Annotated in this window: 27 protein-coding genes and 1 tRNA gene; 11 read left to right on the top strand and 17 right to left on the bottom strand. The window is 74.9% G+C overall.

Going from position 1 to position 26537, the window contains the following annotated elements; translation table 11 throughout:
• Positions 1–68: 68 nt before the first annotated feature.
• The 8 genes from AC2TDM_RS08815 to clsA form a co-directional block, all read right to left on the bottom strand.
• Positions 69–650, bottom strand: coding sequence for a MerR family transcriptional regulator (locus AC2TDM_RS08815; RefSeq protein WP_484634419.1), 582 nt, complete (start codon positions 648–650; stop codon positions 69–71).
• Positions 651–829: 179 nt separating this feature from the next.
• Positions 830–1327, bottom strand: a complete 498-nt coding sequence (locus tag AC2TDM_RS08820) for a bifunctional nuclease family protein (RefSeq protein ID WP_090033979.1) — start codon at positions 1325–1327, stop codon at positions 830–832.
• Between the two features lie 127 nt (positions 1328–1454).
• Positions 1455–2120 (bottom strand): transcriptional regulator FtsR, encoded by a 666-nt coding sequence (ftsR, locus tag AC2TDM_RS08825; RefSeq protein WP_090033861.1) that lies wholly within the window; start codon positions 2118–2120, stop codon positions 1455–1457.
• Positions 2121–2344: 224 nt separating this feature from the next.
• Positions 2345–2803 (bottom strand): FHA domain-containing protein, encoded by a 459-nt coding sequence (locus AC2TDM_RS08830; protein ID WP_484636423.1) that lies wholly within the window; start codon positions 2801–2803, stop codon positions 2345–2347.
• A 255-nt stretch (positions 2804–3058) separates the two neighbouring features.
• Positions 3059–3856 (bottom strand): DUF881 domain-containing protein, encoded by a 798-nt coding sequence (locus AC2TDM_RS08835; RefSeq protein WP_090033864.1) that lies wholly within the window; start codon positions 3854–3856, stop codon positions 3059–3061.
• A complete protein-coding gene (locus AC2TDM_RS08840) occupies positions 3853–4185 on the bottom strand; it encodes a small basic family protein (protein ID WP_090033865.1) in 333 nt (110 codons plus the stop codon). The genes AC2TDM_RS08835 and AC2TDM_RS08840 overlap by 4 nt, the downstream gene beginning before the upstream one ends.
• Positions 4182–5135, bottom strand: coding sequence for a DUF881 domain-containing protein (locus tag AC2TDM_RS08845; protein ID WP_090033866.1), 954 nt, complete (start codon positions 5133–5135; stop codon positions 4182–4184). The genes AC2TDM_RS08840 and AC2TDM_RS08845 overlap by 4 nt, the downstream gene beginning before the upstream one ends.
• Before the next feature lie 46 nt (positions 5136–5181).
• The gene (clsA, locus tag AC2TDM_RS08850) at positions 5182–5802 is read right to left on the bottom strand and encodes a cardiolipin synthase ClsA (protein WP_090033982.1); all 621 of its coding nucleotides are present in this window, start codon (positions 5800–5802) and stop codon (positions 5182–5184) included.
• A 408-nt stretch (positions 5803–6210) separates the two neighbouring features.
• On the opposite strand from clsA, the gene AC2TDM_RS08855 reads away from it, so the two are divergent.
• Complete coding sequence (locus AC2TDM_RS08855) at positions 6211–8097, top strand: DEAD/DEAH box helicase (RefSeq protein WP_373308469.1); 1887 nt, start codon at positions 6211–6213, stop codon at positions 8095–8097.
• A 96-nt stretch (positions 8098–8193) separates the two neighbouring features.
• Here AC2TDM_RS08855 and AC2TDM_RS08860 read toward each other — a convergent pair whose 3' ends face one another.
• Positions 8194–9288 (bottom strand): threonine aldolase family protein, encoded by a 1095-nt coding sequence (locus AC2TDM_RS08860; RefSeq protein WP_090033984.1) that lies wholly within the window; start codon positions 9286–9288, stop codon positions 8194–8196.
• A gap of 125 nt (positions 9289–9413) precedes the next feature.
• Between AC2TDM_RS08860 and AC2TDM_RS08865 the strand changes: the two genes are divergently transcribed.
• Positions 9414–9959 (top strand): DUF6328 family protein, encoded by a 546-nt coding sequence (locus tag AC2TDM_RS08865; protein WP_239079039.1) that lies wholly within the window; start codon positions 9414–9416, stop codon positions 9957–9959.
• Here the strand turns inward: AC2TDM_RS08865 and AC2TDM_RS08870 are convergent.
• The 3 genes from AC2TDM_RS08870 to ku form a co-directional block, all read right to left on the bottom strand.
• Positions 9916–10371, bottom strand: coding sequence for a Fur family transcriptional regulator (locus tag AC2TDM_RS08870; protein ID WP_090033869.1), 456 nt, complete (start codon positions 10369–10371; stop codon positions 9916–9918). The genes AC2TDM_RS08865 and AC2TDM_RS08870 overlap by 44 nt on opposite strands.
• 95 nt (positions 10372–10466) lie before the next feature.
• Complete coding sequence (locus AC2TDM_RS08875; protein WP_308439555.1) at positions 10467–11504, bottom strand: PHP domain-containing protein; 1038 nt, start codon at positions 11502–11504, stop codon at positions 10467–10469.
• Between the two features lie 126 nt (positions 11505–11630).
• Positions 11631–12770, bottom strand: a complete 1140-nt coding sequence (gene ku, locus AC2TDM_RS08880) for a non-homologous end joining protein Ku (protein WP_090033871.1) — start codon at positions 12768–12770, stop codon at positions 11631–11633.
• Positions 12771–12875: 105 nt separating this feature from the next.
• Here ku and ligD (AC2TDM_RS08885) point away from each other — a divergent pair, with 105 nt between their 5' ends.
• The 4 genes from ligD (AC2TDM_RS08885) (at position 12876) to AC2TDM_RS08900 (ending at position 16696) form a co-directional block, all read left to right on the top strand.
• Complete coding sequence (ligD, locus tag AC2TDM_RS08885; RefSeq protein ID WP_090033988.1) at positions 12876–13826, top strand: non-homologous end-joining DNA ligase; 951 nt, start codon at positions 12876–12878, stop codon at positions 13824–13826.
• Positions 13823–14836 carry a non-homologous end-joining DNA ligase LigD gene (gene ligD, locus AC2TDM_RS08890; protein ID WP_090033989.1) on the top strand — a complete coding sequence of 338 codons (1014 nt, stop codon included), beginning with the start codon at positions 13823–13825 and terminating at the stop codon, positions 14834–14836. Before ligD (AC2TDM_RS08885) ends, ligD (AC2TDM_RS08890) begins: the two co-directional genes overlap by 4 nt.
• Before the next feature lie 119 nt (positions 14837–14955).
• Entirely contained in the window at positions 14956–15531 is a 576-nt protein-coding gene (locus AC2TDM_RS08895) for a Dps family protein (protein WP_090033872.1), read from the top strand.
• A gap of 31 nt (positions 15532–15562) precedes the next feature.
• Positions 15563–16696, top strand: a complete 1134-nt coding sequence (locus AC2TDM_RS08900; RefSeq protein WP_090033874.1) for an App1 family protein phosphatidate phosphatase — start codon at positions 15563–15565, stop codon at positions 16694–16696.
• A gap of 17 nt (positions 16697–16713) precedes the next feature.
• Here the strand turns inward: AC2TDM_RS08900 and AC2TDM_RS08905 are convergent, their stop codons facing one another.
• Positions 16714–16911 carry a hypothetical protein gene (locus AC2TDM_RS08905; protein ID WP_090033875.1) on the bottom strand — a complete coding sequence of 66 codons (198 nt, stop codon included), beginning with the start codon at positions 16909–16911 and terminating at the stop codon, positions 16714–16716.
• Between the two features lie 101 nt (positions 16912–17012).
• Here AC2TDM_RS08905 and mqo point away from each other — a divergent pair, with 101 nt between their 5' ends.
• On the top strand, positions 17013–18548 hold the full coding sequence (gene mqo / locus AC2TDM_RS08910) for a malate dehydrogenase (quinone) (protein WP_484634420.1): 1536 nt from the start codon (positions 17013–17015) through the stop codon (positions 18546–18548).
• A gap of 11 nt (positions 18549–18559) precedes the next feature.
• Positions 18560–18856: a hypothetical protein gene (locus tag AC2TDM_RS08915; protein ID WP_308439554.1), complete on the top strand. Its 297-nt coding sequence runs from the start codon at positions 18560–18562 to the stop codon at positions 18854–18856.
• A gap of 49 nt (positions 18857–18905) precedes the next feature.
• On the opposite strand, the gene AC2TDM_RS08920 is transcribed toward AC2TDM_RS08915, so the two are convergent.
• Complete coding sequence (locus tag AC2TDM_RS08920) at positions 18906–19187, bottom strand: DUF2277 domain-containing protein (RefSeq protein ID WP_090033878.1); 282 nt, start codon at positions 19185–19187, stop codon at positions 18906–18908.
• A 74-nt stretch (positions 19188–19261) separates the two neighbouring features.
• On the bottom strand, positions 19262–20032 hold the full coding sequence (locus tag AC2TDM_RS08925) for an HAD-IIB family hydrolase (RefSeq protein ID WP_090033880.1): 771 nt from the start codon (positions 20030–20032) through the stop codon (positions 19262–19264).
• Between the two features lie 293 nt (positions 20033–20325).
• Between AC2TDM_RS08925 and AC2TDM_RS08930 the strand changes: the two genes are divergently transcribed.
• From AC2TDM_RS08930 to AC2TDM_RS08940, 3 genes are all read left to right on the top strand, one after another.
• Positions 20326–22563: a glycoside hydrolase domain-containing protein gene (locus AC2TDM_RS08930; protein ID WP_090033881.1), complete on the top strand. Its 2238-nt coding sequence runs from the start codon at positions 20326–20328 to the stop codon at positions 22561–22563.
• Between the two features lie 103 nt (positions 22564–22666).
• Entirely contained in the window at positions 22667–24001 is a 1335-nt protein-coding gene (locus AC2TDM_RS08935; protein WP_484634421.1) for a glycosyltransferase, read from the top strand.
• Positions 24002–24048: 47 nt separating this feature from the next.
• Positions 24049–24125 (top strand) — tRNA-Pro (locus AC2TDM_RS08940).
• A 41-nt stretch (positions 24126–24166) separates the two neighbouring features.
• Here the strand turns inward: AC2TDM_RS08940 and AC2TDM_RS08945 are convergent.
• Together AC2TDM_RS08945 and AC2TDM_RS08950 are read right to left on the bottom strand one after the other, a co-directional pair.
• Positions 24167–24448: a site-specific integrase gene (locus AC2TDM_RS08945; protein WP_090033885.1), complete on the bottom strand. Its 282-nt coding sequence runs from the start codon at positions 24446–24448 to the stop codon at positions 24167–24169.
• A gap of 88 nt (positions 24449–24536) precedes the next feature.
• Entirely contained in the window at positions 24537–26438 is a 1902-nt protein-coding gene (locus tag AC2TDM_RS08950) for a hypothetical protein (RefSeq protein ID WP_139224459.1), read from the bottom strand.
• Positions 26439–26537 lie beyond the last annotated feature (99 nt).

The raw sequence follows: 26537 nt of genomic DNA on the forward strand, positions 1-26537 counted from the left end.
CCCTCCGACGTGCGGCGGAGCAGACGCCCGAAGGTCAGCCGGCGCGGCAGGTCGGCCGGCGCGGCAGGTCAGCCGGCGCTGCGTGCCCGGCGGCGGGCGGCGAGCTCGTCGCCCGGGGCGGGCTCGGCGGTCGCGTCGTCCTCGGCGCGCTCGGTCGGCAGCTCGGCCAGCGTGCCCTCCACCTCGCGCCACACGCGGCCGACGGCGATGCCGAACACGCCCTGCCCGCCCTGCACGAGGTCGATCACCTCGTCCGCCGACGTGCACTCGTACACCGACGCCCCGTCGGACATGAGCGTGATCTGGGCGAGGTCGTCGACGCCGCGCTCGCGCAGGTGCGCCACGGCCGTGCGGATCTGCTGCAGCGAGACCCCGGTGTCGAGCAGCCGCTTGACCACCTTGAGCACGAGGATGTCGCGGAAGGAGTACAGGCGCTGCGTGCCGGACCCGGTCGCGGGCCGGATCGACGGCTCCACCAGCCCGGTGCGCGCCCAGTAGTCGAGCTGGCGGTAGGAGATGCCCGCCGCGCGGCAGGCCGTCGGGCCGCGGTATCCGGTCGCCTCGTCGAGGTCGGGCAGCGCGTCGTCGAAGAGCAGACCCTGCGCGCGTTGCGGGACGCCCGTCGTCTCCGCGCCGTCTGTGCTGGCCACTGGTCCTCCTCGGTCCGGACGCGGCCGCTGCCTCGCCGTCGTGGTCACGCTAGGGGTGCGGGCACCCCGGCGCAACGACGTGCCCCCCGAGCGGCCCCCGGCGTGTCGCGCCCAGGCGGGCGCGGTGCTCCTCCGCTGCGCACGCTGTGCGCCGCCCCGGGGGGCACGACCCGCGACGGTCAGCCCTCGTCCTCGGGCTCGAAGTCGTCGGCGGTCACGTCGTCGAGGAAGGCGCGGAATCGCGCGACCTCGTCCTCCGGCGTGGTGCGCCGCACCTCCACGCCGGCCCGCTCGACGACCGCCCGGGCGCAGAGCACGGGGCAGCCGAAGCGCAGCGCGACGGCGATCGCGTCGGAGGCGCGGGCGTCGACCCGTGCGCCGCCCAGCAGGAGCAGCTCGGCGTGGAAGACGCCGGCGGTCAGCGCCGTCACAGCGACGCGCACGACAGGCTCCCCCGCGGCGACGAGCGCGTGGTGCAGCAGGTCGTGCGTCATGGGCCGCGGCGGCGTCTCCCCCGCCATGGCGGCGACGATGGCGGCACCCTCCGGTCGACCGACGACGATGGGGACGACGAGATCCGTCCCCGGCTCGAGCAGGAGGACGAGCACGGCCTCCTCCTCCGGCTGCTGCCGGACGCCGACCACCTCGACGGGGACGAGCCCGGGGTCCTCACCCATGCCGCCCACGGTACGACCCGGGGGCGCGTCCGGCAGCGGGGCCGTCGGTCCGCCGGCAGCGTCCGTCAGACCGACCGCAGCACCACCGCAGACCGGCCGGACCAGGTCCAGCGGCGGGAGGTGAGGCTCAGGGCGTGAGGTCGGCGACCGCCGCGCGCAGGACCGCCGTGTGCACCTGGCCGCAGAGCTCCCCGAGCTCCGCCGCGAGCCCGGCCGCCCGGGCCCGGGCCGACGCGCTGCGCTGCCCACGGATGGGTGCGACCGCCTGGGCGACGAGCTCGACCTGCCGCTCGGCCGCGACGCGGATCTGCCGCAGGTGCCGCGCGTCGATGCCGTGCTGCGCCAGCGTGGCCGCCGCCCGCACCAGCTCCGCGTCCGCCGGGGCGTACGTCCCGCGCGCGTCGGCCCGCAGCACGCCCGCCGCGGCGAGCTCGGCGACGAGGGCCGCGCCCACGCCGGCCTCCTGCGCGAGGCGCGGAGCCGTCCACCGGGCCGTCGTCGGCACACGGTCGCCGTCCCGGGTCGCCAGGCGCGCACGCGGGGTCGGCTCGTCCTCCAGGCCTGCGTCGAGCGCGGCGAGGCGTTCGGCGATCACCTTCAGCGGCAGGTACCGGTCGCGCTGCTGCGCCAGCACGTAGCGCAGCCGCTCGACGTCCGCCGGGGAGTACTGGCGGTACCCCGCCGGGGTCCGCACGGGCGTGACGAGCCCGTGCTCCTCCCAGAACCGCAGCTTGGACGTCGTCACCGCGGGGAACTCGACCTGGAGGGCCGCCAGCACGTCCGATATGCGCATGGAGGCGCGTCGCGAGATGCCCCGCGGCCAGGGCTCGTCCGCGGCACCGGGACCGGCGGTGGCCGACCCGGCCGTCGCCGACGCAGCCGTGGAGGACCCGGCCGAGGATGCTCCCGCCGACGACGGTCCTGCCGACGACGGTCCTGCCGACGACGGTCCTGCCGACGACGGTCCTGCCGACGACGCCTCCGCCGACGCCCGTGCCCCGCCCCGAGCGGCCGCGCTCACCCCTGGCCCTGGCCCCGGGCGGGGCTCGGGTGGAAGGTCAGGCGGTACTTGCCGATCTGCACCTCGTCGCCAGCGCGCAGGACGGCCTCGTCGATGCGCGTGCGGTTGACGTAGGTGCCGTTGAGGGAGCCCACGTCCCGCACGGTGAAGGAGGTGGCCTGCCGGACGAACTCCGCGTGCTTGCGCGAGACCGTCACGTCGTCGAGGAAGATGTCGGCGTGGGTGCTGCGACCCGCGACGGTGCGGTCCGCGTCGAGGAGGAACCGCGCCCCGGCGGACGGCCCCCGCTGGACGACGAGCAGCGCCGACGTCGGCGGCAGCGCCTGCACCGCGGCGACGTCCTCGGCGCCGAGCCCCACGGGGGCCAGCGCGTCCACATCGCCGACGTCGACGGCGCCGAACTGGATCGTCGTCTCCGGGACCGCGGGGCGCGGAGCGGGGGTGCTCCCCGGCAGGCCCTCCACCTGGTCCTCCGGCTGGCCCTCCGGGAGGTCCTGACGCTCGCTCACCCTTCGCCTCCCGACGTCGTCGCAGCCACGCCGCACACCCTACGCACACCGGCCCGGCGGGCGCACCGACCTGGCCGCACGGCCCGGCGGCCCGTCCCTGCCGCCCGTGCAGGTCGCCGGTGCGGGTCGCCGGTGCAGGTCGCCGGTGCAGGTCGCCGGTGCAGGGTCGCCGGTGCAGGTCGGTTCAGGCCGTCCGGGCCCTCAGCCGTCCTCGGCCGGCAGCGGGGTCGCCCAGGTCGGCGGTGCGGGGGTCGCGAGCGCCGTGACCTCCACCTCCTCGCGCCGCAGCACGCCGCCGTCGCCGCCGTCACGGCGCACCGCGGCCAGCGCACCGCCGGGGATCTCGAGCGCGGTGGCGATCGTGTCCGGGTCCCCGATGACCACCCACCGGTACGGCGCCTGCAGCGGCTGCCCGTCCAGCAGCACCTCGCCCGCACCGCCCGTGAAGGCGCTCGAGGCCGTGAGCCGCACGTCGCCGACCTGCATGGCCTCGGCGCCCGCGTTGCGCAGCTCCTCGAGCAGGTTGAGCAGGGTCGCCGGCTTCACGCGGCCGTCGGGGTCGGCGACGGTCACGACGACCCCCGGCCCGACGGCCGGCAGGCGCCCGGTGAGGATCCCCTGCGTCTCGGCGGACCGCCGGGCGGCGTCCTGCGCTGCCTGCCGGGAGCTGTCGTCGGAGAGCAGCTCGTCGCGCTCGGCCTCGAGGCGGGTGAGCTCGCGCGCCAGCTCGTCGCCGCGCGTGGTGGTCTCGTCGAGCAGGCGCACGAGGTCGTCCTGCCGCAGCGTGCTCAGCGTGGCCGTCGACGCCTGGCGCACCTGCGTCACGACGGCGAACCCGAGCAGCGCGCACAGCACCCCCGTCACGACCTGCGCGCGGGAGACCCGCGGGCGCAGCGCGTGCGCGAGCACGGACCACCCGGACGGCGCGCGCTCCTCGCGCGCGGCGTGCCGGTGGTGCCCGCCCGGAGCGGGGCCGCGGCCCCCGTCGGCCGTGCTCACGCGTGGAAGAGGTGCCGCCGGATGGAGGCGGCGTTGGAGAAGATGCGGATGCCGAGGACGACGACGACGGCCGTCGAGAGCTGGGAGCCGACGCCGAGCTGGTCGCCGATGAAGACGATGAGCGCGGCGACCACGACGTTGGACAGGAACGAGACGACGAAGACCTTGTCGTCGAAGATGCCGTCGAGCAGCGCGCGCACGCCGCCGAACAGCGCGTCCAGCGCCGCGACCACCGCGATGGGCAGGTACGGCTGCAGCTCGACCGGCACCTCCGGCCGTACGGCCAGGCCGACGACGACCCCCAGCACGAGCCCGATCGCCGCGATCATCCGTCCGTCCCCTCCGACGCCGGTGCCCCGCCCGACCCCTCGTCCCGTCCCTGCGACCCGTCCTGCAGGCCGTCCTGCACGTCGTCCTGCGCGACGCCGGCCGCCGACGGTCCACCCGTCACGGGATCCACGCCCTCCGGCAGCCGCGACTCGCGCAGCGCCGGCGCGCGCCCGGCCGGCAGGGTCAGTGTGCCCTGCCGGGAGGTCTGCACGCCGATGCCCCACACCGAGCGCAGGGCCGCCAGGTGGTCGGCGGCCGACGAGCGCGCGAGCCCCGTCTCCAGCCCGGCGGGGTCCCCCACCGCCTCGACGACGTACGGCCCGACGACCGGCACGAGGTCGACGAGCACCGCGCCCGCCCGGTTGCGGATCTCCGCGGTCGCCGTCAGCCGCTGCCCGCCGACGGCCACCGCCTCCGCCCCGGCCGCCCACAGGGCGTTGACGAGCAGCTGCAGGTCACCGTCCCGCACGGCCGACTCCGGCTCGCTGCCGTCGGCGGCGCCGGGGCCGTCGGTCAGCACCACCCGCAGGCCGGGCCCGCGCACCGGCGCGGACCCGGCCGCGACGACGTCGGCGGCCAGCACGTCGGCCAGCGCCGGGTCCAGCCCGGCCAGCGCCTCGTCCTGCAGCTCGCGCACCTGCGCGCCGAGCTCGGCCGCCCGGGCGTTGCGCTCCACGACCCGCGACGAGCGCTCCTCGATCTGCTCGACGAGCAGCGCCCGCGCCCGTTCCGCCGACCCCGCGGGCCGGCGCAGCTGCAGGACGGCGGCCGACGTGATGAGCCCGAGGACGAGCGCCGTGGCGACCAGCAACGCGGTCGCGCGCCGGGAGCGCCGCGGCGCCGGTGCCCCCGCGCGCGCCGCTGCCGCTTCACGCTCGGCGCGCCGGGCCGCGGCCAGCGCGTACCCGGGGTCGAGCGGGCGCTCCTGCGCCTCGACCAGCAGCGTCATCGACGCGTCGGGCCGCGGGGTCCCGCGCGCTCCTGCGTCGGGCCGCTCAGGCACCGGACCGGCGGGCGCCGACGAGCACGCGCGTCGCCTGGAGGAGGTACGCGGCGCCGGCGACCCAGTAGAGGGCCAGCCCCCACAGGGCGAAGGCCCACCCGACGACCGTGGCGGCGTGCCCGACCACGGAGGACCACTCCGACAGGAGCAGCAGCGGGAACGCGTAGAGCAGCGCGAACGTGCCGGCCTTGCCGGCCATGTGCACGGGCAGCGGCGCGTACCCGGCGCGCGCCAGCACGAGGAGGACGACGAGCAGCACCACGTCCCGCGCCACCAGCACGGCCACGAGCCACCACGGCACGACCCCGCGCCACGCCAGGCCGAGCAGGGTCACGAGGATGAACAGCCGGTCGGCCGCCGGGTCCAGCATCTGCCCGAGCCGGCTCACCTGGTGCAGCGACCGCGCGAGCACGCCGTCCAGCCAGTCGCTGAACCCCGACACCGCCAGGACGAGGACCGCCCAGCCGTCGTGGCCCTGCGCGATGAGCACGGCGAAGACGGGCACGAGGGCGAGCCGGGCCGCGGAGATCGCGTTGGGGACGGTCCACACGCGGCGGGTGACCGGCTCGTCGGCGCCGGGGACGGGCGTGCCGCGGCGCTCCTGCGCCGTCATGCGCCCCGCGTCCGTCGTCACCCCGTCGCCACCCTCCACCGGTCGTCGCGCCCGATCCTAGGGGGTCGGTCCCCCGGACCGGCGAGGGCGCCACCCCATCCGCAGCCCCGCCCGCCACCCGTGCCCCGCCGTATTCCCGTCGCGGCCCCCACGGGCGCGTCGTGCAGGACACAGGCCCCCTCCCCGCCCGGCGCGGGCCCGCTCCGGTAGGCTCTCCGGTGATCCAGGAGTTCGTCGCTTCCCCCGTGGGTGCGCCGGGACCGTCCCCGTCCGGGGCCGGTGGCGCGCGAGCAGTCAGGCACCGGCCGTCGCCGGTGGTCCTCAGGGTGTCGGGGCCGCGACCACCGCCCACCGTCCCGGTGCGCGGTCGGGGCTCCTCCCGCACGAACGGTTCGCCTCTTGAGCACTGTGCTGCCCGCTTCCCCCCACCACGACCTCCTCCCCGACGACGAGGCCCGCGCGGCCGACGTCACCGGCACCGACGAGGCCCCGGCGACGCCCGCCGCCGCCGGCCCGGCCGGGTCCGCCGCCCCGAGCGCCCCCGTCGCCGGCGGCTTCGACGCGCTGGGGCTGCCCCCGGTGCTGCTCGACGCCGTGCTGGATCTCGGCTTCGTCACGCCCTCCGCCATCCAGGCCCAGGCGCTGCCGGCCCTCCTCGACGGCCGCGACGTCGTCGGCGTGGCGCAGACCGGCACCGGCAAGACCGCCGCGTTCGGCCTGCCGCTGCTCGCGGCCGTCGACCCCGAGGTCGGCGCCGTCCAGGCCGTCGTCCTGACCCCGACGCGCGAGCTCGCGATGCAGGTGGCCGACGCCATCTCCTCCTTCGCCTCGCGGCTGCGCGGCCTGTCAGTGGTGCCCGTCTACGGCGGTGCGCCCTTCCTGCCGCAGAAGCGCGCCCTCGAGCGCGGCGCCCAGGTCGTCGTCGGCACCCCCGGCCGCGTCCTGGACCACCTCGACCGCGGCTCGCTGCACCTGGAGGACGTCCGCTTCCTCGTGCTCGACGAGGCCGACGAGATGCTGCGCATGGGCTTCGCGGAGGACGTCGAGCGCGTGCTGTCCTCGGCACCCGTCGAGCGCCAGGTCGCCCTCTTCTCGGCGACGATGCCGCCGGCCATCCGCCGCGTCGCGAACGAGCACCTGCGCGACCCGCTGGAGATCACGGTCGCCCGGCAGTCCTCGACGGTCACGGCGGTCCGGCAGACCTACGCCGTCGTCCCGCACCGGCACAAGACCGGCGCCCTCGCGCGCGTCCTGCAGGTCACGGACGCCGACGCCACGATCGTCTTCGTCCGCACCCGCGGCGCGGCCGAGGAGGTCGGCACGGCCCTCGTCGCGCAGGGCATCCCCGCGGCCCACATCTCCGGCGACGTCGCCCAGGCCGACCGCGAGAAGATCGTCGAGCGCCTGCGCAGCGGTGCCCTCGACGTCCTCGTCGCCACCGACGTCGCCGCCCGCGGGCTCGACGTGGACCGCATCGGCCTCGTCGTGAACTTCGACGTGCCGCGCGAGCCCGAGACGTACGTGCACCGCATCGGCCGCACGGGCCGCGCCGGCCGCACGGGCGAGGCCCTGTCGTTCGTCACCCCGGCGGAGCAGTCGCGCCTCAAGCAGATCGAGCGCACGACGCGCAGCCCGCTGCACCTCGTCACGATCCCGAGCCCGGCCGAGGTGTCGGGCCACCGGGCGGCGCGCCTGCTCGAGCGGGTCGCGGACCGGCGGGAGCGGGGCCGTCTTGAGGCCGCCCGCACGGCGGTCGAGACGTACCTGGCCGCGCACCCGGGCACGGACCCCGTCGAGCTGCTCGCCGTCGTCACCGCCCTCGCGGTCGGCGACGAGGGGCCCTCGCCGCGGCCCACCGAGGGCGACGACCTCGACGACGCGCTCAGCCGGGCACGCCTCGTGCCCGAGCGCGGGGGCGACCGCGGCGACGCGCGCGACCGCGGCCCGCGCGACAGCCGTCCGGGCCACCGCACGGAGAACCGCCGCTCGGGCGGCACCGGCACGCGCTACCGCGTGGCGGTCGGGCACAAGGACGGCCTCCAGCCGGGGGCGCTCGTCGGCGCGCTGACCGGGGAGGGCGGCCTGACGGGCAAGGACGTCGGCAAGATCGACATCTTCGCCGGGTTCTCGCTCGTCGACATCGACAACCTCACGCCGGAGGCGGTGGACCGGCTGGCGCGCACGCGCGTCGCCGGCCGGCCGCTGCACCTGCGCCCCGACACGGGTCCGCGGGCGCCGCAGGGCGCCTCGCGCCCGACCGGCGGCCCCGGCCACCACCGGCGCCCGCGCCCCTGACGCCGAGGCCCGTCCGGCGGCTGCTGCACCGACACGGCTCCGACCCGGCCCCGTCACCGCCCGCCGCGGTGACGGGGCCTCGTCGTCTCCCGGTGGTCAGACCCGACCGGCCGGCGCCGGTGCGCGCACGGCGTCGGCCGGCACGCGGGCGGCCTCCTGCGCCAGCTGCGCCACGAAGGCGTCGACGTCCTCCGGACGGGTGTCGAAGGCGCACATGAGGCGCACCTCGCCCGTGGCGGCGTTCCAGTCGTAGAACCGGGTCCGCTCCCGCAGACGGTCGGCGACCCCCGGGGGCAGGACCGCGAAGACCGCGTTCGCGTCCGTCGCCCGGGTGACGCGCACGCCCGGGACGTCCTCGATCCCGGCGCGCAGCCGGGCCGCCATCGCGTTCGCGTGGGCCGCCGACCGCCGCCACAGGTCGCCGTCGTACAGCGCGAGGAGCTGCGCGGAGACGAACCGCATCTTCGAGGCGAGCTGCATGCCCATCTTGCGCAGGAAGTCCAGGCCGGGGGCGGACCCCGGCGTGAGGACCACGACCGCCTCCGCGAACAGCACCCCGTTCTTCGTCCCGCCGAGGCTCACCACGTCCACGCCGGCGTCGGTCGTCAGCGCCCGCAGCGGGACGTCGAGGGCCGCCGCCGCGTTGCCCAGGCGCGCGCCGTCCAGGTGCAGCCGCATGCCGAGCGCGTGGACGTGGTCGGCCAGGGCACGGATCTCCTCGACGGAGTACGCGGTCCCCAGCTCGGTGGTCTGGGTGATCGACACCACCCCCGGCTGCGCACGGTGCTGGTCGCCGAACCCCCACGCCTGCCGGTCCACGAGCTCGGGGGTCAGCTTGCCGTCCGGGGTCGGCACCGTGAGCAGCTTCAGGCCCGCCACGCGCTCCGGCGCGGCGTTCTCGTCCGTGTTGACGTGCGCCGTCTCCGCGCACACGACCGCCCCCCAGCGCGGCAGCACCGCCTGCAGCGACAGGACGTTCGCCCCGGTGCCGTTGAAGACGGGGAAGGTCTCCGCGTCCGGGCCGAGGTGCCCGCGCACGACCTCCTGCAGGCGGGCGGTGTAGACGTCGGCGCCGTACGCGGGCTGGTGGCCCCCGTTCGCGGCGGCGAGGGCGGCCAGCACCTCGGGGTGGACGCCGGCGTAGTTGTCGGAGGCGAAGTCGCGCCGGTCCGTGTCGTGGAGAGGGTGCACGGGACCATCATGCGACGTCGGCACGGGTGCCCCGTCGGCGCGGGCGTCGTCGACCGGCCGGGCGCCGGCGCCGGCGCCGGACGTGTGCACGTGCACGTGACGGGTCGCTCGGCCACGATGCCGCCATGACGCACGTGGCACCCACCCCGGCCGACCCGCAGGCCGTCGACGCACCGGCCGCCGGCCCCCGGGACCGGGACGAGACACCCACCGAGCGCGCCGACCGCAACTGGAACGAGCTCCTCCAGGAGCTGCGGGTGGTCCAGACGGGCGCGCAGATCCTCGTCGGGTTCCTGCTCACCATCCCGTTCCAGAGCCGCTTCGCCGACCTCGACACCCAGGAGCGGACGACCTACCTGACGCTGCTCGTGCTGGCGACGGTGGCGACGACGCTCATCGTCGCCCCCGTCTCGCTGCACCGCGCGCTGTTCCGCCGCGGCCGCAAGCCGCAGCTCGTCACGAGCGCCGACCGCCTGGCCCGGACGGGCCTCGTGGTGCTGGCCGCCGTGCTCGCCGGGGTGCCGCTGTTCCTGTTCGACGTGGTCGTGTCGCGGACAGCCGGCTACGTGGTCGGCGGCGCCGTGGCGGTGCTGCTGCTGCTCGTCTGGTGGCTGCTGCCGCAGGTGCTCATCCAACGGGCGGAACGGTCCCGTCCGTCGGACCCGCGCTGAGCCCCGCCTCGTGGTTGGCCTCCCGGCACGCGGCGCAGGTGCCCACGAGCTCGATGGTGTGGTCCACCTCCGCGAAGCCGTGCGCGGCGGCCACCGACTCGGCCCAGGACTCCGCGGCCGGTCCGTCGATCTCCACGGTCCGGCCGCAAACCCGGCACACGAGGTGGTGGTGGTGGCTGCCGCGGCGCTCGCACCGTCGGTAGACCGACTCCCCGTCGGCCGAGCGCAGCACGTCGACCTCCCCCGCGTCGGCGAGGGTCTGCACGGCCCGGTAGACCGTCGCGAGCCCGACGCCGGAGCCGCGCGCCCGCAGGAGCTCGTGGAGCTGCTGGGCGCTGCGGAACTCGTCCACCTCGTCGAGCAGCCCGAGGATCTCGGCGCGCTGCTTCGTCCGGCGGGCGACGACGGCCATGCGGGACCTCCTGCGGGCGGGACGTGCGGGACGGACGGGCGGGACGTGCGGGACGGCGGGCGGCCGCGCCGGACGGACCAGTCTAGGCGCGCACCTCAGCGCCGGAACCCGGCCAGCAGGTCCTCGGCCGTGCGGGTGGTGACCACCCGCTCCGGCCCGATGCCGTGCTGCACGGCCCGCACGCACCCGGCCATGAGCCAGTCGAGCTGGCCGGGCGCGTGGGCGTCGGTGTCGATGCTGAACAGGCAGCCGGCCTCCACCGCGACGTCCAGCAGGGCGTGCGGCGGGTCCAGGCGGTCCGGGCGACAGCTGATCTCCACCGCCACGCCGTGCTCGGCGCACGCCTCGAACACGGCCCGGGCGTCGAAGGTGCTCTCCGGCCGGCCGCGTCCGGTCACCTGCCGCCCGGTGCAGTGGCCGAGCACGTCCGTGCGCGGGTCCGCGACCGCGGTCAGCATGCGCCGCGTCATCGCCCGCTCGTCCATGCGCAGCTTGCTGTGCACGGAGGCGACGACGACGTCCAGCGCGTCGAGGAGCTCCGGCTCCTGGTCCAGCGACCCGTCGTCGAGGACGTCGACCTCGATCCCCCGCAGCACCCGGAACGGCGCGACCGCCCGGCCCAGCGCCTCCAGCGCCGCCATCTGCGCGCGGAGCCGCTCGGGGGACAGGCCGCGGGCCACCGTCAACCGCGGCGAGTGGTCCGTGATCGCGACGTAGTCGTGCCCCAGCTCGAGCGCCGCCAGCACCATCTCCTGGACGGGGGTCGCGCCGTCGCTCGCCTCCGTGTGCGCGTGCAGGTCGCCACGCAGGCGCTCGCGCAGCGCGCGGGCTGCGGCGACGGTGGCCTCGTCCGGCTCCGGCGACCCCGGCACCTGCGACGGCGGCAGCGTCTCCGCCTCGGCCTCCAGCCGCTCGAGGTAGGCGACCGGCTCCCCCCGCGCGGCCTGCGCGGCGACCTCCGCGGTGCGCGGGCCGACCCCGGCCAGCTCCGTCAGCGCGTCCCGCCCGACGAGGTCTCGGACCGCCGCGGGGCTCTCGGCCTCGACCGCCCGCGCCGCGGTGCGGAACGCGGCCGGCCGGTAGGACGTCGCCCGGCCGCGCTCGAGGAGGAACGCCACCCGGCGCAGCGCCACGACGGCGGCGTCGCGCGCTGTGTCGTCCCGCGACGTGTCGTCCCGCGATGTGTCGCCGCGCACGACGTCGCCGTGGCCGACCTCCTCCTGCGCCGAGCCGGCCGGGTGCTCGCCGGGTGCCACGCCTCAGGAGGCCTTGCGGCGCGTGCGTCGCGCCGGCGTCTTCTCGCCCGTGTCCTCCGCGGACTCGTCGGTTGGTGCGGCCGCCGCCTTCGTGCTGCGGCTGCGCCGTGCGGGTGCCGGTGCCTCGTCCTCGTCGGCCGCTGCGCGCGTGCGCGACCGGGACCGTGCGGGGGCCGGCTCGTCGCCGTCCTCCGTCCTCTTCCGCGAGCGCGTGGCGCGCGTCGGCTTCGCGGGTGCGGCGTCCTGGGCGTCGTCGTCGGCACCGGCCTCGGCGGCCGTCGCGGTCCCCGCCGACGACGACGTGCCCGACGACGCGCCCGACGAGGTCCCGTCCGCGCCCGCGTCGCCCGCCGGACGACCGGCGCGCGCGCGCTCGACGCTGCGCTGCAGCGCCGCGAGCAGGTCGACGACCTCGCCGCCCCCGCCGCCCGCGGGCTCCTCGACGGCGGGCACGGCCTGGGTGCGGCCCGCGCTGATCTTCTGCTCGATGAGGGCCGTCAGCGCGGCCTCGTAACGGTCGTGGAACTCGGAGGTGTCGAAGTCGGCGGCCAGGGACTCGACCAGCGAGGACGCCATGGTCAGCTCCTGGGGTCGAACGTTCACCTCCGCGTCGAGGACGGGGAAGTCGGCGGCGCGCACCTCGTCGGGCCACAGCAGGGTCTGGAGGCAGATGACCTTGCCGCGCACCCGCAGCACGGCCATGGACTCGCGCTGGCGCAGCGCCACCTTGACCACCGCCATGCGTTCCGACTGCTCCAGGGCACCGCGCAGCAGCGCGTAGGGCTTGGCCGCCGTCTTGTCGGGCTCGAGGTAGTACGTCTTGCCGAGCAGGATGGGGTCGACCTGCTCCGCCGGCACGAACTCGAGCACCTCGATCTCGCGGCTCGTCGTCAGCGGGAGGTTCGCCAGGTCGTCGTCGGTGAGCACGACGAGCTCGCCGTCGGCCGTCTCGTAGCCCTTGGCGATCTGCGCCATCTCGACGGGCTCGCCGTCGATGCTGCAGACCTTCTTGTAGCGGATCCGCCCCCCGTCGGCACGGTGCACCTGGTGCAGGGACACCTCGTGCTCGCCGGTCGCGCCGTAGAGCTTGACCGGGACGTTGACGAGCCCGAAGGCCACGGCGCCCTTCCAGATCGGTCGCATCGGTGCATCCTCTCGCCTGGGCGGCCCGTCGGCGGCACGTCCGTGCAGGCCAACACCGGCGCGCCCCGCGGGCGCACCCACGGGCAGGATGGACCCGTGGACCCCATGCTCGCCACCCCGGCGCCCGACCGGGCTGCCGGGCGCGACGACCTCGGCCCCGCCTTCCCGCGCGGCGAGGGCTGGCTGTACGAGGTGAAGTGGGACGGCGTGCGGGTCCTGGGCGACACCCGCGGGCCCGTCCCGCGGCTCCTGAGCCGCAACGGGCTGGAGGTCACGACGGCGTACCCCGAGCTCGCGGGCCTTGCCGGGCTGCCCGGCGTGCTGCTCGACGGGGAGGTCGTCGCGCTCGACGCCGGCGTGCCGTCCTTCGCCGCGCTCGCCGAGCGCATGCACGTGCGCGACGCGCGCCGCGCGGCGCAGCTCGCCGCCGCGCGTCCGGTGACCTACCTCGTGTTCGACCTCCTCGCCGCGGGCGACGAGGACCTGACGGCACGGCCCCTCGTCGAGCGGCGGGCGGCGCTGGCCGACCTCCCGCTGCCGGAGCACGTCGAGCTGTCCCCGGCCTACCCGGACGTCGACGAGCTGTGGGCGGTCACGCGCGCGCACGGCCTGGAGGGGGTCGTGGCCAAGCGGCGGGACTCCCCCTACCGGGCGGGGCGGCGGTCGGGGGACTGGGTGAAGGCGGCGCACCGGCACGGCCGCACCGCGCTCGTCGGCGGGTGGCGGGAGGAGAGCACGGGCTCCGGGCGGCTGGGGGCGCTGCTGCTCGGCGCGCCCGACGCGACCGGCGCGCTGCGGTTCCTCGGTCGTGCGGGCAGCGGGCTGACCGGGGCGGTGGCGGCCGACCTCCGGGCGGCGCTGGAGCCGCTGGCCCGGGCGACGAGCCCGTTCGACGAGCCCGTCCCGGCGGTGGACGCGCGCGGGGCGCACTGGTGCGAGCCGGTGCTCGTCGTCGAGCTGGCCTACCTCACGCGCATGCCGACGGGGCGCCTGCGGCAGCCCGTCGTGCGCGGCCGGCGCACGGACGCCGCCGCCGACCCGTGGGAGCGGACGTGACGCCGGCCCCGCCGCAGCGCCTGCGCGTCGACGGACGCGACGTCCGGGTCACCCACCTGGACAAGGTGCTCTACCCGGCCACGGGCACGACGAAGGCCGACGTCCTGTCCTACGTCGTGCACGCCGCCGACGCCCTCCTCCCCCAGCTCCGCGGGCGTCCGGTGACGCGGGTGCGCTGGCCCGAGGGCGTGGCGGACGAGCGGTTCTTCGAGAAGAACGTCCCCCGCGGCGCCCCCGACTGGGTGCGGCACCTGCGGCTCCCGGCGGCACCCGGCGCCGGCGGCGGTCGTGGTGGCGGCGGTGGTGGCGGCGGTGGCCGCGGTGGTGGGCGTGGCCGCCGGGACGACGACGAGGGGACGGTGCTGGACCTGCCGTTCCTCGACGACGCCGCCGGCCTCGTGTGGGCGGCCAATGGCGGGGCGCTCGAGCTGCACACGCCGCAGTGGCGTGTGGGGCCGCGCGGCGGTGTGCGTCCGCCGGACCGGCTCGTCGTCGACCTCGACCCGGGTGCGCCGGCGGGCCTGGCCGAGTGCGCGGAGGTCGCGCACCTCGTCGCCGAGCGGCTGCGGGCGGACGGGCTGGAGCCGGTGCCGGTCACGTCGGGCAGCAAGGGGCTGCAGCTCTACGCGCCGCTGCCGTCCCACCGTGCCGACCTGCGCGGCGACCTGCGCGGCGCCATGGACGTGCACGCGTACGCCAAGGACCTCGCGCAGGCGGTCGCCGCGGACCACCCCGACCTCGTCACCTGGGTCATGCGCAAGGACGTGCGCGGCGGCAAGGTCCTCCTCGACTGGTCCCAGAACCACCCCGCGAAGACGACGATCACGCCGTACTCCCTGCGGGGGCGCGAGCGGCCGCACGTCGCCGCGCCCCGGACGTGGGACGAGATCGGGCCCGGGCTCACGCAGCTGACGCCCGACGAGGTGCTCGCGCGGCTCGACGCCGGGACGGACCCGTTCGCCGGCACGGACGTGGCCCGCGGTGCCGGGATGCGGGCGCCGGACGGCTAGGGCACGGTGGTCGACGGCGGCGCGACCGGGGCCGGGAGCGGCCGCGCCAGCGTGACGCCCTCCCGGCGCACGACCCCAGACGAGGCGGACCGCAGGTCCGCGACGAAGGAGCGCACACCATGGCACGGCAGCTGCCCCGCTACACGGTCCCGACGATGTCCCCGGAGGACGGCGCGAAGGTCGCCGAGATCCTCCAGGACCGGCTCAACGCCCTCAACGACCTGGCGCTCACGCTCAAGCACGTGCACTGGAACGTCGTCGGCCCGCACTTCATCTCCGTGCACCAGATGCTCGACCCGCAGGTGGACGCCGTCCGCGAGATGGTGGACCAGGTGGCCGAGCGCATCGCCACCCTGGGCGGCTCGCCGCTCGGGACGCCGGGGGCGATCGTCGCCGGCCGCACGTGGGACGACTACTCGCTCGGCCGTGAGGGCGCCATCGCCCACCTCGGCGCGCTCGATCTCGTCTACACCGGCGTCATCAGCGACCACCGCAAGGCGGCCGAGGAGACCGAGGGCGTCGACGACGTCACCAACGACATGCTCATCGGGCACCTGCACGAGCTCGAGCTGTTCCACTGGTTCGTGCGCGCGCACCTCGAGAACGCCGGCGGCTCGCTGACGACGCAGGACGCGAGCTCGGAGAAGCAGGCCGCGGCGGACGCCCAGGCCGCCCACGGCTCCGCCGACCACTGACGCGGACGCGACCGGCGCGGGGGCACGCGGCGTGACGACGACGAGCGCGGGTGGGGCCGTCTCCCGACGGCCCCACGCGGCCGCGCGCTGGGAGGACCGGCTCAACCGCCGCGTCGTCGCGGTGCTGCGGCGGCGCGGGTGGACCGAGCGGGTCGAGGCGTACGCCGGCTACGGCGGGCCCGGGTGGGTGCGGGTGCTCGCCCGCGTCGTCCTGGCCGCGCCCGCCGTGGCCGACGCCGACCTGCCGGGCGCGGGCGGCGCCGAGCAGGCGGGCGCCCCCGAGGACGCGCCCGCCGTCCGCGGCTGGCGGTCGTTCGCCACCGCCCAGGTGCCCGGCGGCCGGCTGCACGCCCGCATCGGCACGGTCGAGCACGACCTGCCGGCGGACCGCGGCGGCTACGTCGACGTCGTCGTCTCCTCGGACCTGCCACCGGGCTGGCACGACGTCGTCCTCACCTCGGTCGACGGCCGGTCGAGCACCGCGCGCATCCACGTCGTCGGCGCGGAGGAGCAGGTGGGCCTCGTCAGCGACATCGACGACACGGTCATGGTGACCCGGCTCCCGCGACCCCTCGTCGCCGCCTGGAACGTCCTGGTCCGGTCCGAGAGCGCGCGCGAGCCGGTGCCGGGGATGTCGCGGCTCTACGCCGCTCTGACGGGCGGGCAGGAGCGCTTCCCCGTCGTCTACCTCTCGACCGGGGCCTGGAACGCCGGGCCCGCGATCGCGCGCTTCCTGCACCGGCACCGGTACCCGGGCGGCCCGCTGCTGCTCACCGACTGGGGACCGACGAACACCGGCTGGTTCCGCAGCGGCCGTGAGCACAAGCGCGCCCAGCTCGAGCGGCTCGTGACCGAGCTCCCGCAGGTGCGCTGGCTGCTCGTGGGCGACGACGGCCAGCGCGACCCCGAGGTCTACGCCGAGGTGGTCCGCCGGCACCCGGACCGCGTGCGTGCGGTCCTGCTGCGCCAGCTCACCTTCGCCGAGCACGTGCTGGCCCACGGGGCCCCCGTGCCGGTGCCGCAGCGCCCGGCGGACAGGGGCGGGCCCGCGGCCGGCACGGGCACCGGGGCCGAGGACCAGCTGCCCGTCGAGGTCCTGCAGGGCCCCGACGGCGACGCTCTGCTCGACGAGGCACGCCGGCGCGGGCTGCTGCCCGACGCCTGACGCGCTCGCCCTGTCGGCTACAGCCGGTCCGGGTCGTCCCACTCGTCGCCCGCGGCGAGCTGCTCGTCGTCGGCGGCGAGCTCCGCGGCGTTCAGCGAGCGCGGGCCGCGGCGCGGGTCGCCGCCGGAGCGGACGTCCGTGCCCTCGGTCGGCGGCTCCGGCAGGGCGATGCCCTCGGCCGACGGGTCGGAGGTGAGGTCGCGGTGCTGGCGCATGCGCCGATCATCCCCCGGACGTGACCGGGACGACACCGTTCGGCGGTTCTTCTGCGCGACCCGCGTGTCGCTCCTCAGGTGGGGGCACCTACCATCGAGGGGTGACACAGCACGAAGTGGTGGACGTCGCGCTCGTCGGGGGCGGCATCATGAGCGCCACCCTGGCCGCGATCCTCAGCTCCGTCGAGCCCACCTGGACCATCCGGGTGCTCGAGCGCGAGGGCGAGCCGGCGACGGAGAGCTCCAACGCCTGGAACAACGCCGGCACGGGCCACGCCGCCCTGTGCGAGCTCAACTACACCCCCGAGCGCGCCGACGGCAGCATCGACATCTCGAAGGCCGTCGTCATCAACGACGAGTACCGCCTCTCGCGCGAGCTGTGGGACCACCTCGAGCGCTCGGGCCGGCTGCCCGCCGGGTCCCCCTTCCTCTCGGTCACCCCTCACATGACCTTCGTGCGGGGCGCGCAGAACGTCGACTACCTGCGCCGGCGCCACCGCGCCCTGGCCGCCCACCCGTCCTTCGCGGGCATGCAGTTCTCCGACGACCCGGCGCAGATCGCGCGCTGGGCGCCCCTCGTCATGGAGGGGCGCGGGACCCGTGAGCCCGTCGCCGCCACGTACGCGCCGGAGGGGACGGACGTCGACTACGGCGCCCTCACGCTCCTGCTGCTCGACGACGCGCGCCGGCGCGGTGCGGAGGTCCGCACGCACGCCGAGGTGACCCGGCTCAAGCGGCGCCGCGAGGGCGGCTGGCGGCTGACAGTGAAGGACCGGCGGTGGAACGGCGGGGAGGGCAGCACGCTCGACGCCCGCTTCGTCTTCGTCGGCGCGGGCGGCGGGGCCCTGCGCCTGCTGCAGCGCTCGGGGATCCGCGAGGCGAAGGGCTACGCCGGGTTCCCCATCAGCGGGCAGTTCCTGCGCGCCACCGACCCGGCGCTGACCGCCCGGCACCAGGCCAAGGTCTACGGCAAGGCCGAGATCGGCGCTCCGCCCATGTCGGTCCCGCACCTCGACACCCGCGTCGTCGACGGGCGGGCCTCCATCATGTTCGGCCCGTACGCCGGGTGGAGCATGAAGTTCCTCAAGAGCGGCTCGTGGACCGACCTCATCCGCTCGGTGCGGCCCGACAACCTGTGGCCGATGGTGCTCGTCGGGCTCCGGAACGTCGGGCTGCTCAAGTACCTCATCAGCGAGGTGACGGCCGGCCGGACCGCGCGGCTGCGCGCCCTGCAGGCCTTCATGCCCACGGCGCGGGACCGGGACTGGGAGCTCATCACCGCCGGGCAGCGCGTCCAGGTCATCGCCCCGGACGGCGTGCTGAAGTTCGGCACGGAGCTCATCACCGCCGCCGACGGCTCCATCGGCGGGCTCCTGGGGGCCTCCCCCGGCGCCTCCACCGCGGTGGCGACGATGGTCGACCTGCTCCAGCGGTGCTTCCCGGACCGCCTGTCGGCGTGGACGCCGACGCTGCTCGAGCTCATGCCGACGCTCGCGGGGCAGCTGCCCGGCACGCGGGCGCCGCGGGGGGGCGTCCCGGCCGGCGGACCGGCGACGGCAGCCGGCGAGGGCGACCTGCTGACGTCCGGCGACCCCGACGTCTCCCTGCACGCGCCCGACGCCGCCGTGCGTCGCTGAGGTCCCGATCCGTGTCCCCGGAGTCGCTGCCCACCGCGGCCGACGACGTCACGGAGGCCGTCAGCGCCGGCATGCGCCGGGCGAAGGTCCGCGCGGCGACCGAGCACACCACGGTCGGCAGCCTGCAGACGCTGCCCGACGGGCGCACGAGCATCGCGTGCGCCTGCGGGATGGCCCTCGTCAACGGCCCGACGTGGTCGCTCGACGAGCACATCCGCCTGCACCGGGCCGAGGCGCGGTACCTCGCGCTGTCCGCGGCGGCGCCGGCGGGCATCCCGCGCCTCGTCGAGCCGGCCCGGGTGCTGTAACCGCCCTGCCCTGAGCGCAGCGGGACAGGCCGCCGGCGCGCGCGAGGGGTCAGACGCTCGCGGCCCGGCGGGCCTCGATGCGCGCGACGACCTCCGGCCGGCGCAGCGGCGGGACGGTGGCCGGCGGGCGGCGCCGCTCGGGCAGGGTGTCGAGCAGCTCCGTCGTCGCGGCGACGATCCGCGCGACGGCCGCCTCGACCGCCGGGCGCGTCGTCTCGCTGATCGCCGTGACGCCCGAGACCTTCCGGACGTACTGGAGGGCGGCCGCCTCGATCTCGGCGGGCGTCGCCCCGGGCTCGAGCCCGCGCAGGGTCGTGATGTTCCGGCACATGCTGCCGACGCTAGGACGCCCCCGGCCGTCTGTCGACGGTCGGGGGCGTCCGGTGCTGCGTGGTGCGCCTGGGGTCAGGCCTGCGCGGCCAGGCGCGGGATGAGGTCGTCGAGGTAGGCGGCCGTGTCCTCCCAGCCCTCGACCGCGTGGCACGGCACGCCCAGCGCCTTGACGGGGTAGTCGTTGCCGGCCTCGTCGAGCCGGTCCCCGACGAACAGCATCTCCTGCAGGTCGATGCCCGTGAGCTCTGCCAGCCGGCTCATGCCGTACGCCTTGTCGATGCCCTTGCGGGTGATGTCGACCGAGGTGGACCCGCCGGAGCGGACCTCGAGGTCGGGCAGGTCCGCCTGGACCGCCGCGCGCAGGGTCGACTTCTTCTCCCCCGTCGGGTCCCACGCGGACTTCGCGGCGACGGGCGCCGCCTGGCCGAGGGCCGAGAAGGTGATCTGGCTGCCGCGGTCCTCGAGGATCGGGCCCCAGGTCTCGCTCTCCCAGAGGCCCAGCTCCTTCGCGCGGGCCTCGACGGAGGCCAGCGCCCGCGCCTTCTCGTCGTCGGTGAGGTTCTCCGCGTACTGCTGCTGCCACGTGCCGTCGACGAACAGCCAGTACTGCGTGCCGCACGTCGGCATGAGGTGCAGGCGGGAGAACGACGCGGCCGCCTCCGCCGGGAGGTTCTGCACGACCTGCATGTCGAACTGCCCGAACTGGCCGCCGCTGATGATGCAGACCTCGACCTGGTCCAGCAGCGCCACGAGCAGGTCCGCCATGCGCGGGTCGAGCGGGGACTTCGACGGCGCGAGGGTGTCGTCGAGGTCGAACGCGACCAGGCGGGGACGGGACGGCACGGCAGACACGGTGGGCGGACCTCCGGGGTCGGGACGACGACCGCTGCAGCCGTCGGCGCCCGACCCTAACGGCTGCCGCACCCGCCACGGTGGCGACCGCGGGCGCCGACGGCGTGACGTGCGTCCCGTCGTGCTCGTCCCCACCGTCACCGCCCGGCAACCTGCCGGACACACACGGGCCGTAGCGTCGCCGGACCGGTGCGCACGCCCGGTGCGCGACGACGTCGTCGGGAGCAGGTCCCGCCCACCCGCCGCGCGACGGGACGGCAGGTCGGCACGACGACGGAGGTGCGGTGTACGAGGACGTCGATCCGTTCATCGGGACGCAGGTCACCGACCTGCCGCCGCCCACGGGCTTGGCGGCGACGTGGTGGTGGCCCAAGCCGCAGGTGGGCAACACGCACCCCGGCGCGACGTACCCGTTCGGCATGGTCTCGGCGTGCGCCTACTCGGGGGCCTACCCCACGGGCTACGGGCTGTACGACCTCAGCCTCGAGGGCATCCCCGCGTCCCTCCACGACCGGCCGGTCGCCTCCGGCTTCACGCACTTCCAGCAGTCCGGCACCGGCGCCATCCGCAAGTACTACAACTACGTCCGCACGACGCCGATGCTCCAGCCGCTCGACGACCTCGGGCAGCTGTGGGACGTCGTCGACGAGGAGGCCGAGCCGGGCTGGTACGCCGCCACGCTCTCGTCGGGCATCCGCTGTGAGCTCACCGTCGGGCCGAAGAGCGCCGTGCACCGCTACACCTTCCCGGCGCACCGCGACGCCCGGGTCGTCATCGACCTGTCGATGGGCGGCCTGGTGATCCCGTACGGGAGGACGGTGCCCCTGCGCGCGCACCTCGACCTCGTCGGGCCCGGGCAGGCGCAGGGCGAGATCGCGGTGGAGGGCGCGCCGCTGGCCGTGCACGTGGAGTGCGACGCGTTCCGCTGGCGCCAGATGCTCTGGTACGACCGGCGCCTCATGCCCGGCGGGACGCGCCTGGACTTCGACCGCATCCGCCCGACGACCCTGCGCCCGTTCGGCCTCATGTGGGCGGGTCCGTCGGAGCCGGGGCAGACCGTGGAGCTGCGGTTCGGGTTCTCGCTGCGCGGCGTCGAGCAGGCGCGGGCCAACCTCGAGGCGGACTGCGGGCCGCGCGAGGGCAGCTTCGTGCGCCGCCGTGCCGCGACCGCGGAGACGTGGCGGGAGCACGTGGAGACGGTCACGGTCGACACGCCCTCGTCGGCGAAGCAGGCCGTGCTGTCCACCGCGGTGTATCACTCGCTCATCAAGCCGTGCCTCGCCCGCGACGAGAGCCCGTTCTGGCCGACGCCCGGCCCCTTCGCCTTCGACCTCGCGACGATGTGGGACGTCTACCGCACGCAGCTGCCGCTGGTGACGACGCTGTTCCCCGAGCGCGCGGTGGAGCTGGGCGAGGCGCTGCTGCACATCGCCGAGGAGGAGGGCAACCTGCCCATCGGCTACCGGATGGCTCGCGGCGCCGACCGCTTCTCCCGGCAGGGCAGCGCGCTCGCGCACACCTTCTTCTCCGATCTGTGCCAGCTCGGCCTGCCCGGCATGGACTGGGACTGGGCGCTGGTGCACATGGTGATGGACCTGCGGCGCGGGTACGGCGAGGACTTCCTGCTGCGCGGGCGCGCCCACCCCATCAGCCACACGCTGGACCTGGCGTTCGGCTACTGGTGCACCGCCCAGGTGGCGGCGCACGTCGGCGACCGCGCGCTTGTCGAGCAGCTCGTCCCCCTGGCCGCCCGCTGGGCCAACGCCTACGACGAGCGCACGGGCCTGCTCCGGGACTCCGAGTTCTACGAGGGCGGCCGGTGGAACTACTCCTTCCGCCTGCAGCACGACATGGCGTCCCGCATCGCGCTGGCGGGGGGCGACGAGGCCTTCGTCGGCCTGCTGGACCGGTTCTTCGGGCACGGCGCGGGGCCGGTCGTGCAGCCGGGGCCGGCCCCGACGCTGGAGGAGATGGCCGCCGGGTACGCGCTCGACCGGTTCGAGGGGCTCAACAACGAGCCCGACATGGAGGCCCCGTGGGCCTACCAGTACGCCGGCCGGCCGGACCGCACGGCGGAGGTCGTGCACGCCGTCGTCCAGCACCAGTTCGGCACGGGCCGCGGCGGCCTGCCGGGCAACGACGACTCCGGCGGGCTGAGCTCCTGGTACGTCTGGGCCTCGCTGGGCCTGTTCCCCGTCGCCGGGCAGAACCTGTTCCTGCTCAACGCACCGGCGTGGCGGCACGCCCGCCTCGCGCTCGGCACCGGGCGGGAGCTGGAGATCGACACCGTCGGGTTCGTCGAACCCGAGCCGGGCGGCCCGGCGCAGTACGTGCAGGCGGTGCAGGTGGACGGCATCCCGCTCGAGCGTCCGTGGCTGTCCGGCACCGAGGTGCACCGCGGCGGGCACGTCGTCGTCGAGCTGGGGCCGCAGCCGTCCGGCTGGGGCACGACGGTCCGGCCGCCGTCCGCGACCGGTCCCGCCCCGCGCAGCGTCGGGACCGTGCCGACGACGAAACGCTGACCCCACCCGGCGGCCGGTACGACGCGCGGTCACCCGCGCGACCCGGCCGCCGCACCCGCGGCCCCGCCGCCCTCCCCCGACCCCCCGCACCCCGAGGACCGACATGACCACCACGCCGACCGCCGCCCGCCGTCCCGACCGACGCCTCGTCGTCGTCGTGCGCGCCGACCCGGTGATCTGCGGCCACTCGGGCGAGGCGCGCAACCTCGCCGAGGCCGCGCTGGACCGCGGGTTCGACGAGGTGCGGATCCTCACCTGGCCGCTGGACGTCCTCGAGCGCTCCGGCCTGCCGCTCAAGCCGCTGGACCGCGTGCTGCCCTACCGCGAGGGGGTCGTCGTCGAGCGTCCCGCCCCGGTCGGGGACTACAAGGTGCCCGACGGTCGCTGGCTGGCCGGGCTGACCGGGCGGCTCGTCGAGCTGTTCACCGACGGGGTGCCCACGGTCGCCGTGTCGCTGTACCTGAGCCCGCACGCCGTGGCCGTGGCGGACGCGGCGAGGATCGCGCGCGGCACCGGCCTGCCGGTCGACCTCGTGACCGTGGCGGAGGCCGTCGGGTCCGACGTCACGAACGTCGTGCGCGCCGCCGTGGCGGAGGACCGGTTCGGCGCGGCCGCGCACGTGCTCACGGCGTACCTCGACCACGACGTCGTCCTCGCGGTGTCCCGGTACACCGCCGAGCTCGTCGTCGCCGAGGCCGCGGCCGTCGACGCCCGGCACGGCACCACCTTCGCCGCCCGGCTGTCCGAGCGGGTCCAGGTCTCGTACCCCGCCATCGACGTCCGGCCGTACCTCGAGCTGGACCCGGCGCGCACGGACGAGGTGCTGGCCGCCCGTGGGCTGCAGCGGGACGGGTACGTCCTGTTCCTCTCGCGGCTCATGCCCGCCAAGGGCGTGGAGGACCTCATCGAGGCGTTCGGGCTGTCGCGCGCGACGCAGGGCGTCGAGCTCGTCGTCGCCGGCACGGGGCCGCAGGCGGGGCTGTACCGGGAGCTGGCGGCCGCGTCCCCGCGCGCCGCGCACATCCGCTTCCTCGACGACGTCGACGACGAGGAGAAGCGCCACCTCATGGCTGCCTGCGCCGCCTACGCGCTGCCCAGCAAGCCGCTGCCGGAGTTCGTCGAGACGTTCGGCATCGCGCTGGCCGAGGTCATGCTGGCCGGCGGTGGCCCCGTCATCACGACGACGACGGGCGGTATCGGCGAGGCCGTGGGCGACCACGCGATCCTCGTCCCCGTCTCCGACCCCCCGGCGCTGGCCGCGGCGCTGGACCGCGCGGTGACGATGCCCGGCCTCGAGCGGGAGGCGCTGCTGGCCGGAGCCCGCGAGCACGCCCGCCAGTTCGACCGCGAGCCGGTCCTGGACGCGATCCTCGAGGCCGTCGACGCCGTGCGTCCGTCCGCGGCGCCCGCCGCGCCGCTGGCGGTGCCCGTGCTCTAGGGCCGGTGCGCGTGCGGTAGAGTCGTCGCGCTCCCTGCGGGGAGCGGCGGGCTGTAGCGCAGCTTGGTAGCGCACTTGACTGGGGGTCAAGGGGTCGCAGGTTCAAATCCTGTCAGCCCGACCACAGGGCCTCGATCTGCTTACGCAGGTCGGGGCCCTATTGGTTCACGGCACGAGGAAGCGCGACGCCGCCTGCACCGAACTTCTGGTCCCCATTGAGTCCCACCAGGCCGAGAACGCCCCGCCGGCGTCCCTAACGGCGCCGTGATCGGGGTACAGGTAGCGCGCCGTGGCAGCCGGATCGTGGTGGCCCGCGACGCGCTGCAACACGTAGAGCTGCACGCCGCTGTCCGCCATCCACGTGAACGCGGTGTGCCGCAGACCGTGGCGGACGAGCGCCGGGTAGCCGAGCCGGCTCACGAGCTCGCTCCAGCTCGTCGCGAGCATCGGTGGAGAAACTGCCACGTACTCCTAGCAGTCACCGAAACCGATCTAGTGGGCGATCTCTTACTTGCCGCCTGATCGAATGACTGGTTTACGAAAGCGTCGGTGCAATACCGATATCGACCGGATGACGGTGGTCAGAGCCGTCCACCATGACTCCGGTTAGTGGAACGTGGTGGTAGTCCTCGACCCAGATTGCCTTGGGTCGCGGGCTCGTCCTTGCGCGATGCTCGACCGCTATCGAGACTGGCAAAGTGTAGCCATGCGAATGGTGAGCAACATCTGCGATTCCGTGCAAGCGATCTACGAAACCCGCGGGCAGGTCGCCGGTCTCCACGTCTACCTCGATTGCGAGGTGCTGACTCCGGTCGTGTCGAACCCACAGGAGCAAGCCATCGGGATGACGCACCGCGATTAGCCACGCGCCTCGATCGTCCGGCACCCGAACCCGCGCCGTTTGATCCCGTCTGGTACGCCTCCATGACTCGCGCCAACGTTGGAAAGTCTCAGTCCACGCGACCTCAGACGCATCATTTTGCAGATTGCGAACACGGTTCGTGTACGCATTGCGTTTCCGCAAGCCCGTCTCACCGGCCAGGGCCAGCGCTGTTCGCGGATACTTCTTCAGGATTTCCGGGCTGGCCAGACGATCACAGAAGAACGCCACAAGCTCGTTGACACCAAAGAAGGATTGGCGACTCTCATCGAGATTAGGCCTGTACGCGGCATGAGCCACCCGGTGCCGGAGGGCGGCTACGTCTTGTGCCCAGACTCCGATCGGGTTCCGAGCCTTAACGTCCCACGGTCTGAGAAGACGAGCCGGCAAAAACGCGCGAGCTCGCGCGTCGAGACCCTCAAGCCAATCCCTTGCTACGTACTCAGGGAGCTGACCTTCCTCCCACATAAGGTGCAGAATGAGTTCGTCGATCAGCGACTCAGCGGATATTCCAAGGAGCAGCGCGGCGAGCCGGTAGTCCCCGAGCCGCGTCAGCGCGACGTGCGCTTCTCGGTGCACGTCCAAGTGAGCAGCAAAAGGCCCATCGTCGATTCTATGCCGCGCGTCGTTTACCGTCTGCATCTCATCATCAGTGAAGGGCTCTGGCACGTGGAGATGCTCCGTGTTGGGATGTGTCGCGAGAAGGACCGTATGCGCCCCGCCATCCGGACGGCCGATCCCACCCGCAAAACGAATCACTACGGGCACGACAAGCGGGAGGCGCTCAAGGGAAGCGATAACAGTAGGCGATCGCCGGACAGCCTGTGCGGCACGCTGTATCGTTCGCAGTTCTGTCAGCGCAATATCCAACGCCGCTCGAAGGCGTCGCTCTACGAGTTCACTGTCGGGCGCCATCCCTTCCGGGAACTTGCGCCATTGCCACATAGAAATCTCATCTGGAAATATCCGATCCGACTCCAGCGGCCCGAAAGGCGCATCTCCGCCCGTGCCGCGTGTGAGTGGGCTTTCGAGATCCGGCAACTCTCCGATGATGCGCAGCCCCACGCGGCATTCGGCGACCGTTACTGCGCCCAACCCGATATCCCGGAGGCCAGGCGCGCCGGCGCTTCCCTCAACGTCGAACTGGTCGAGAGCGTTCCTCTTCTCCTCCGTTGTGAGCCGCGGCCCGGCGACAACATGAGCTAGCCTCATGGCCGGTTCAAGGCCGAGCCGTAGGCCGGCGTCACTGAAGGTCTGGTGAAACTGAATCGACGTTACAAGTGCGTACTTGTTCGACCAGTTGACCGGTCCATTTTCGGCGTCATCCGCAGCGAATGCGTCACGGCACATCATGATCGCCGACTGGTCTGCGCGTTGCAACCACAACTCGTCCAGCCACGGCTCGAGAATGCGAATCGCCGCTTGTTCAAGCCGCCTGTAGGTCGGGAGAATGCTCGAGTCTGGAAGTGGGATCGGGTCGGGAAGCGGGACAAGAAAGGTCGCAACGAGTTCGCACGGATGGACCACGGTCCACTCGCTGTCGTCAGCCTCGTTCACGAAGCCATCCTCACATAACGGCTACCAGCACGCCACCTACCTGGGTGATAATGTGCAACTTGATTGCGCATTATCGAGTCGTTGCGTCGAGTTGCTGCA

The organism is Cellulomonas sp. plas2 (genome assembly GCF_057221735.1).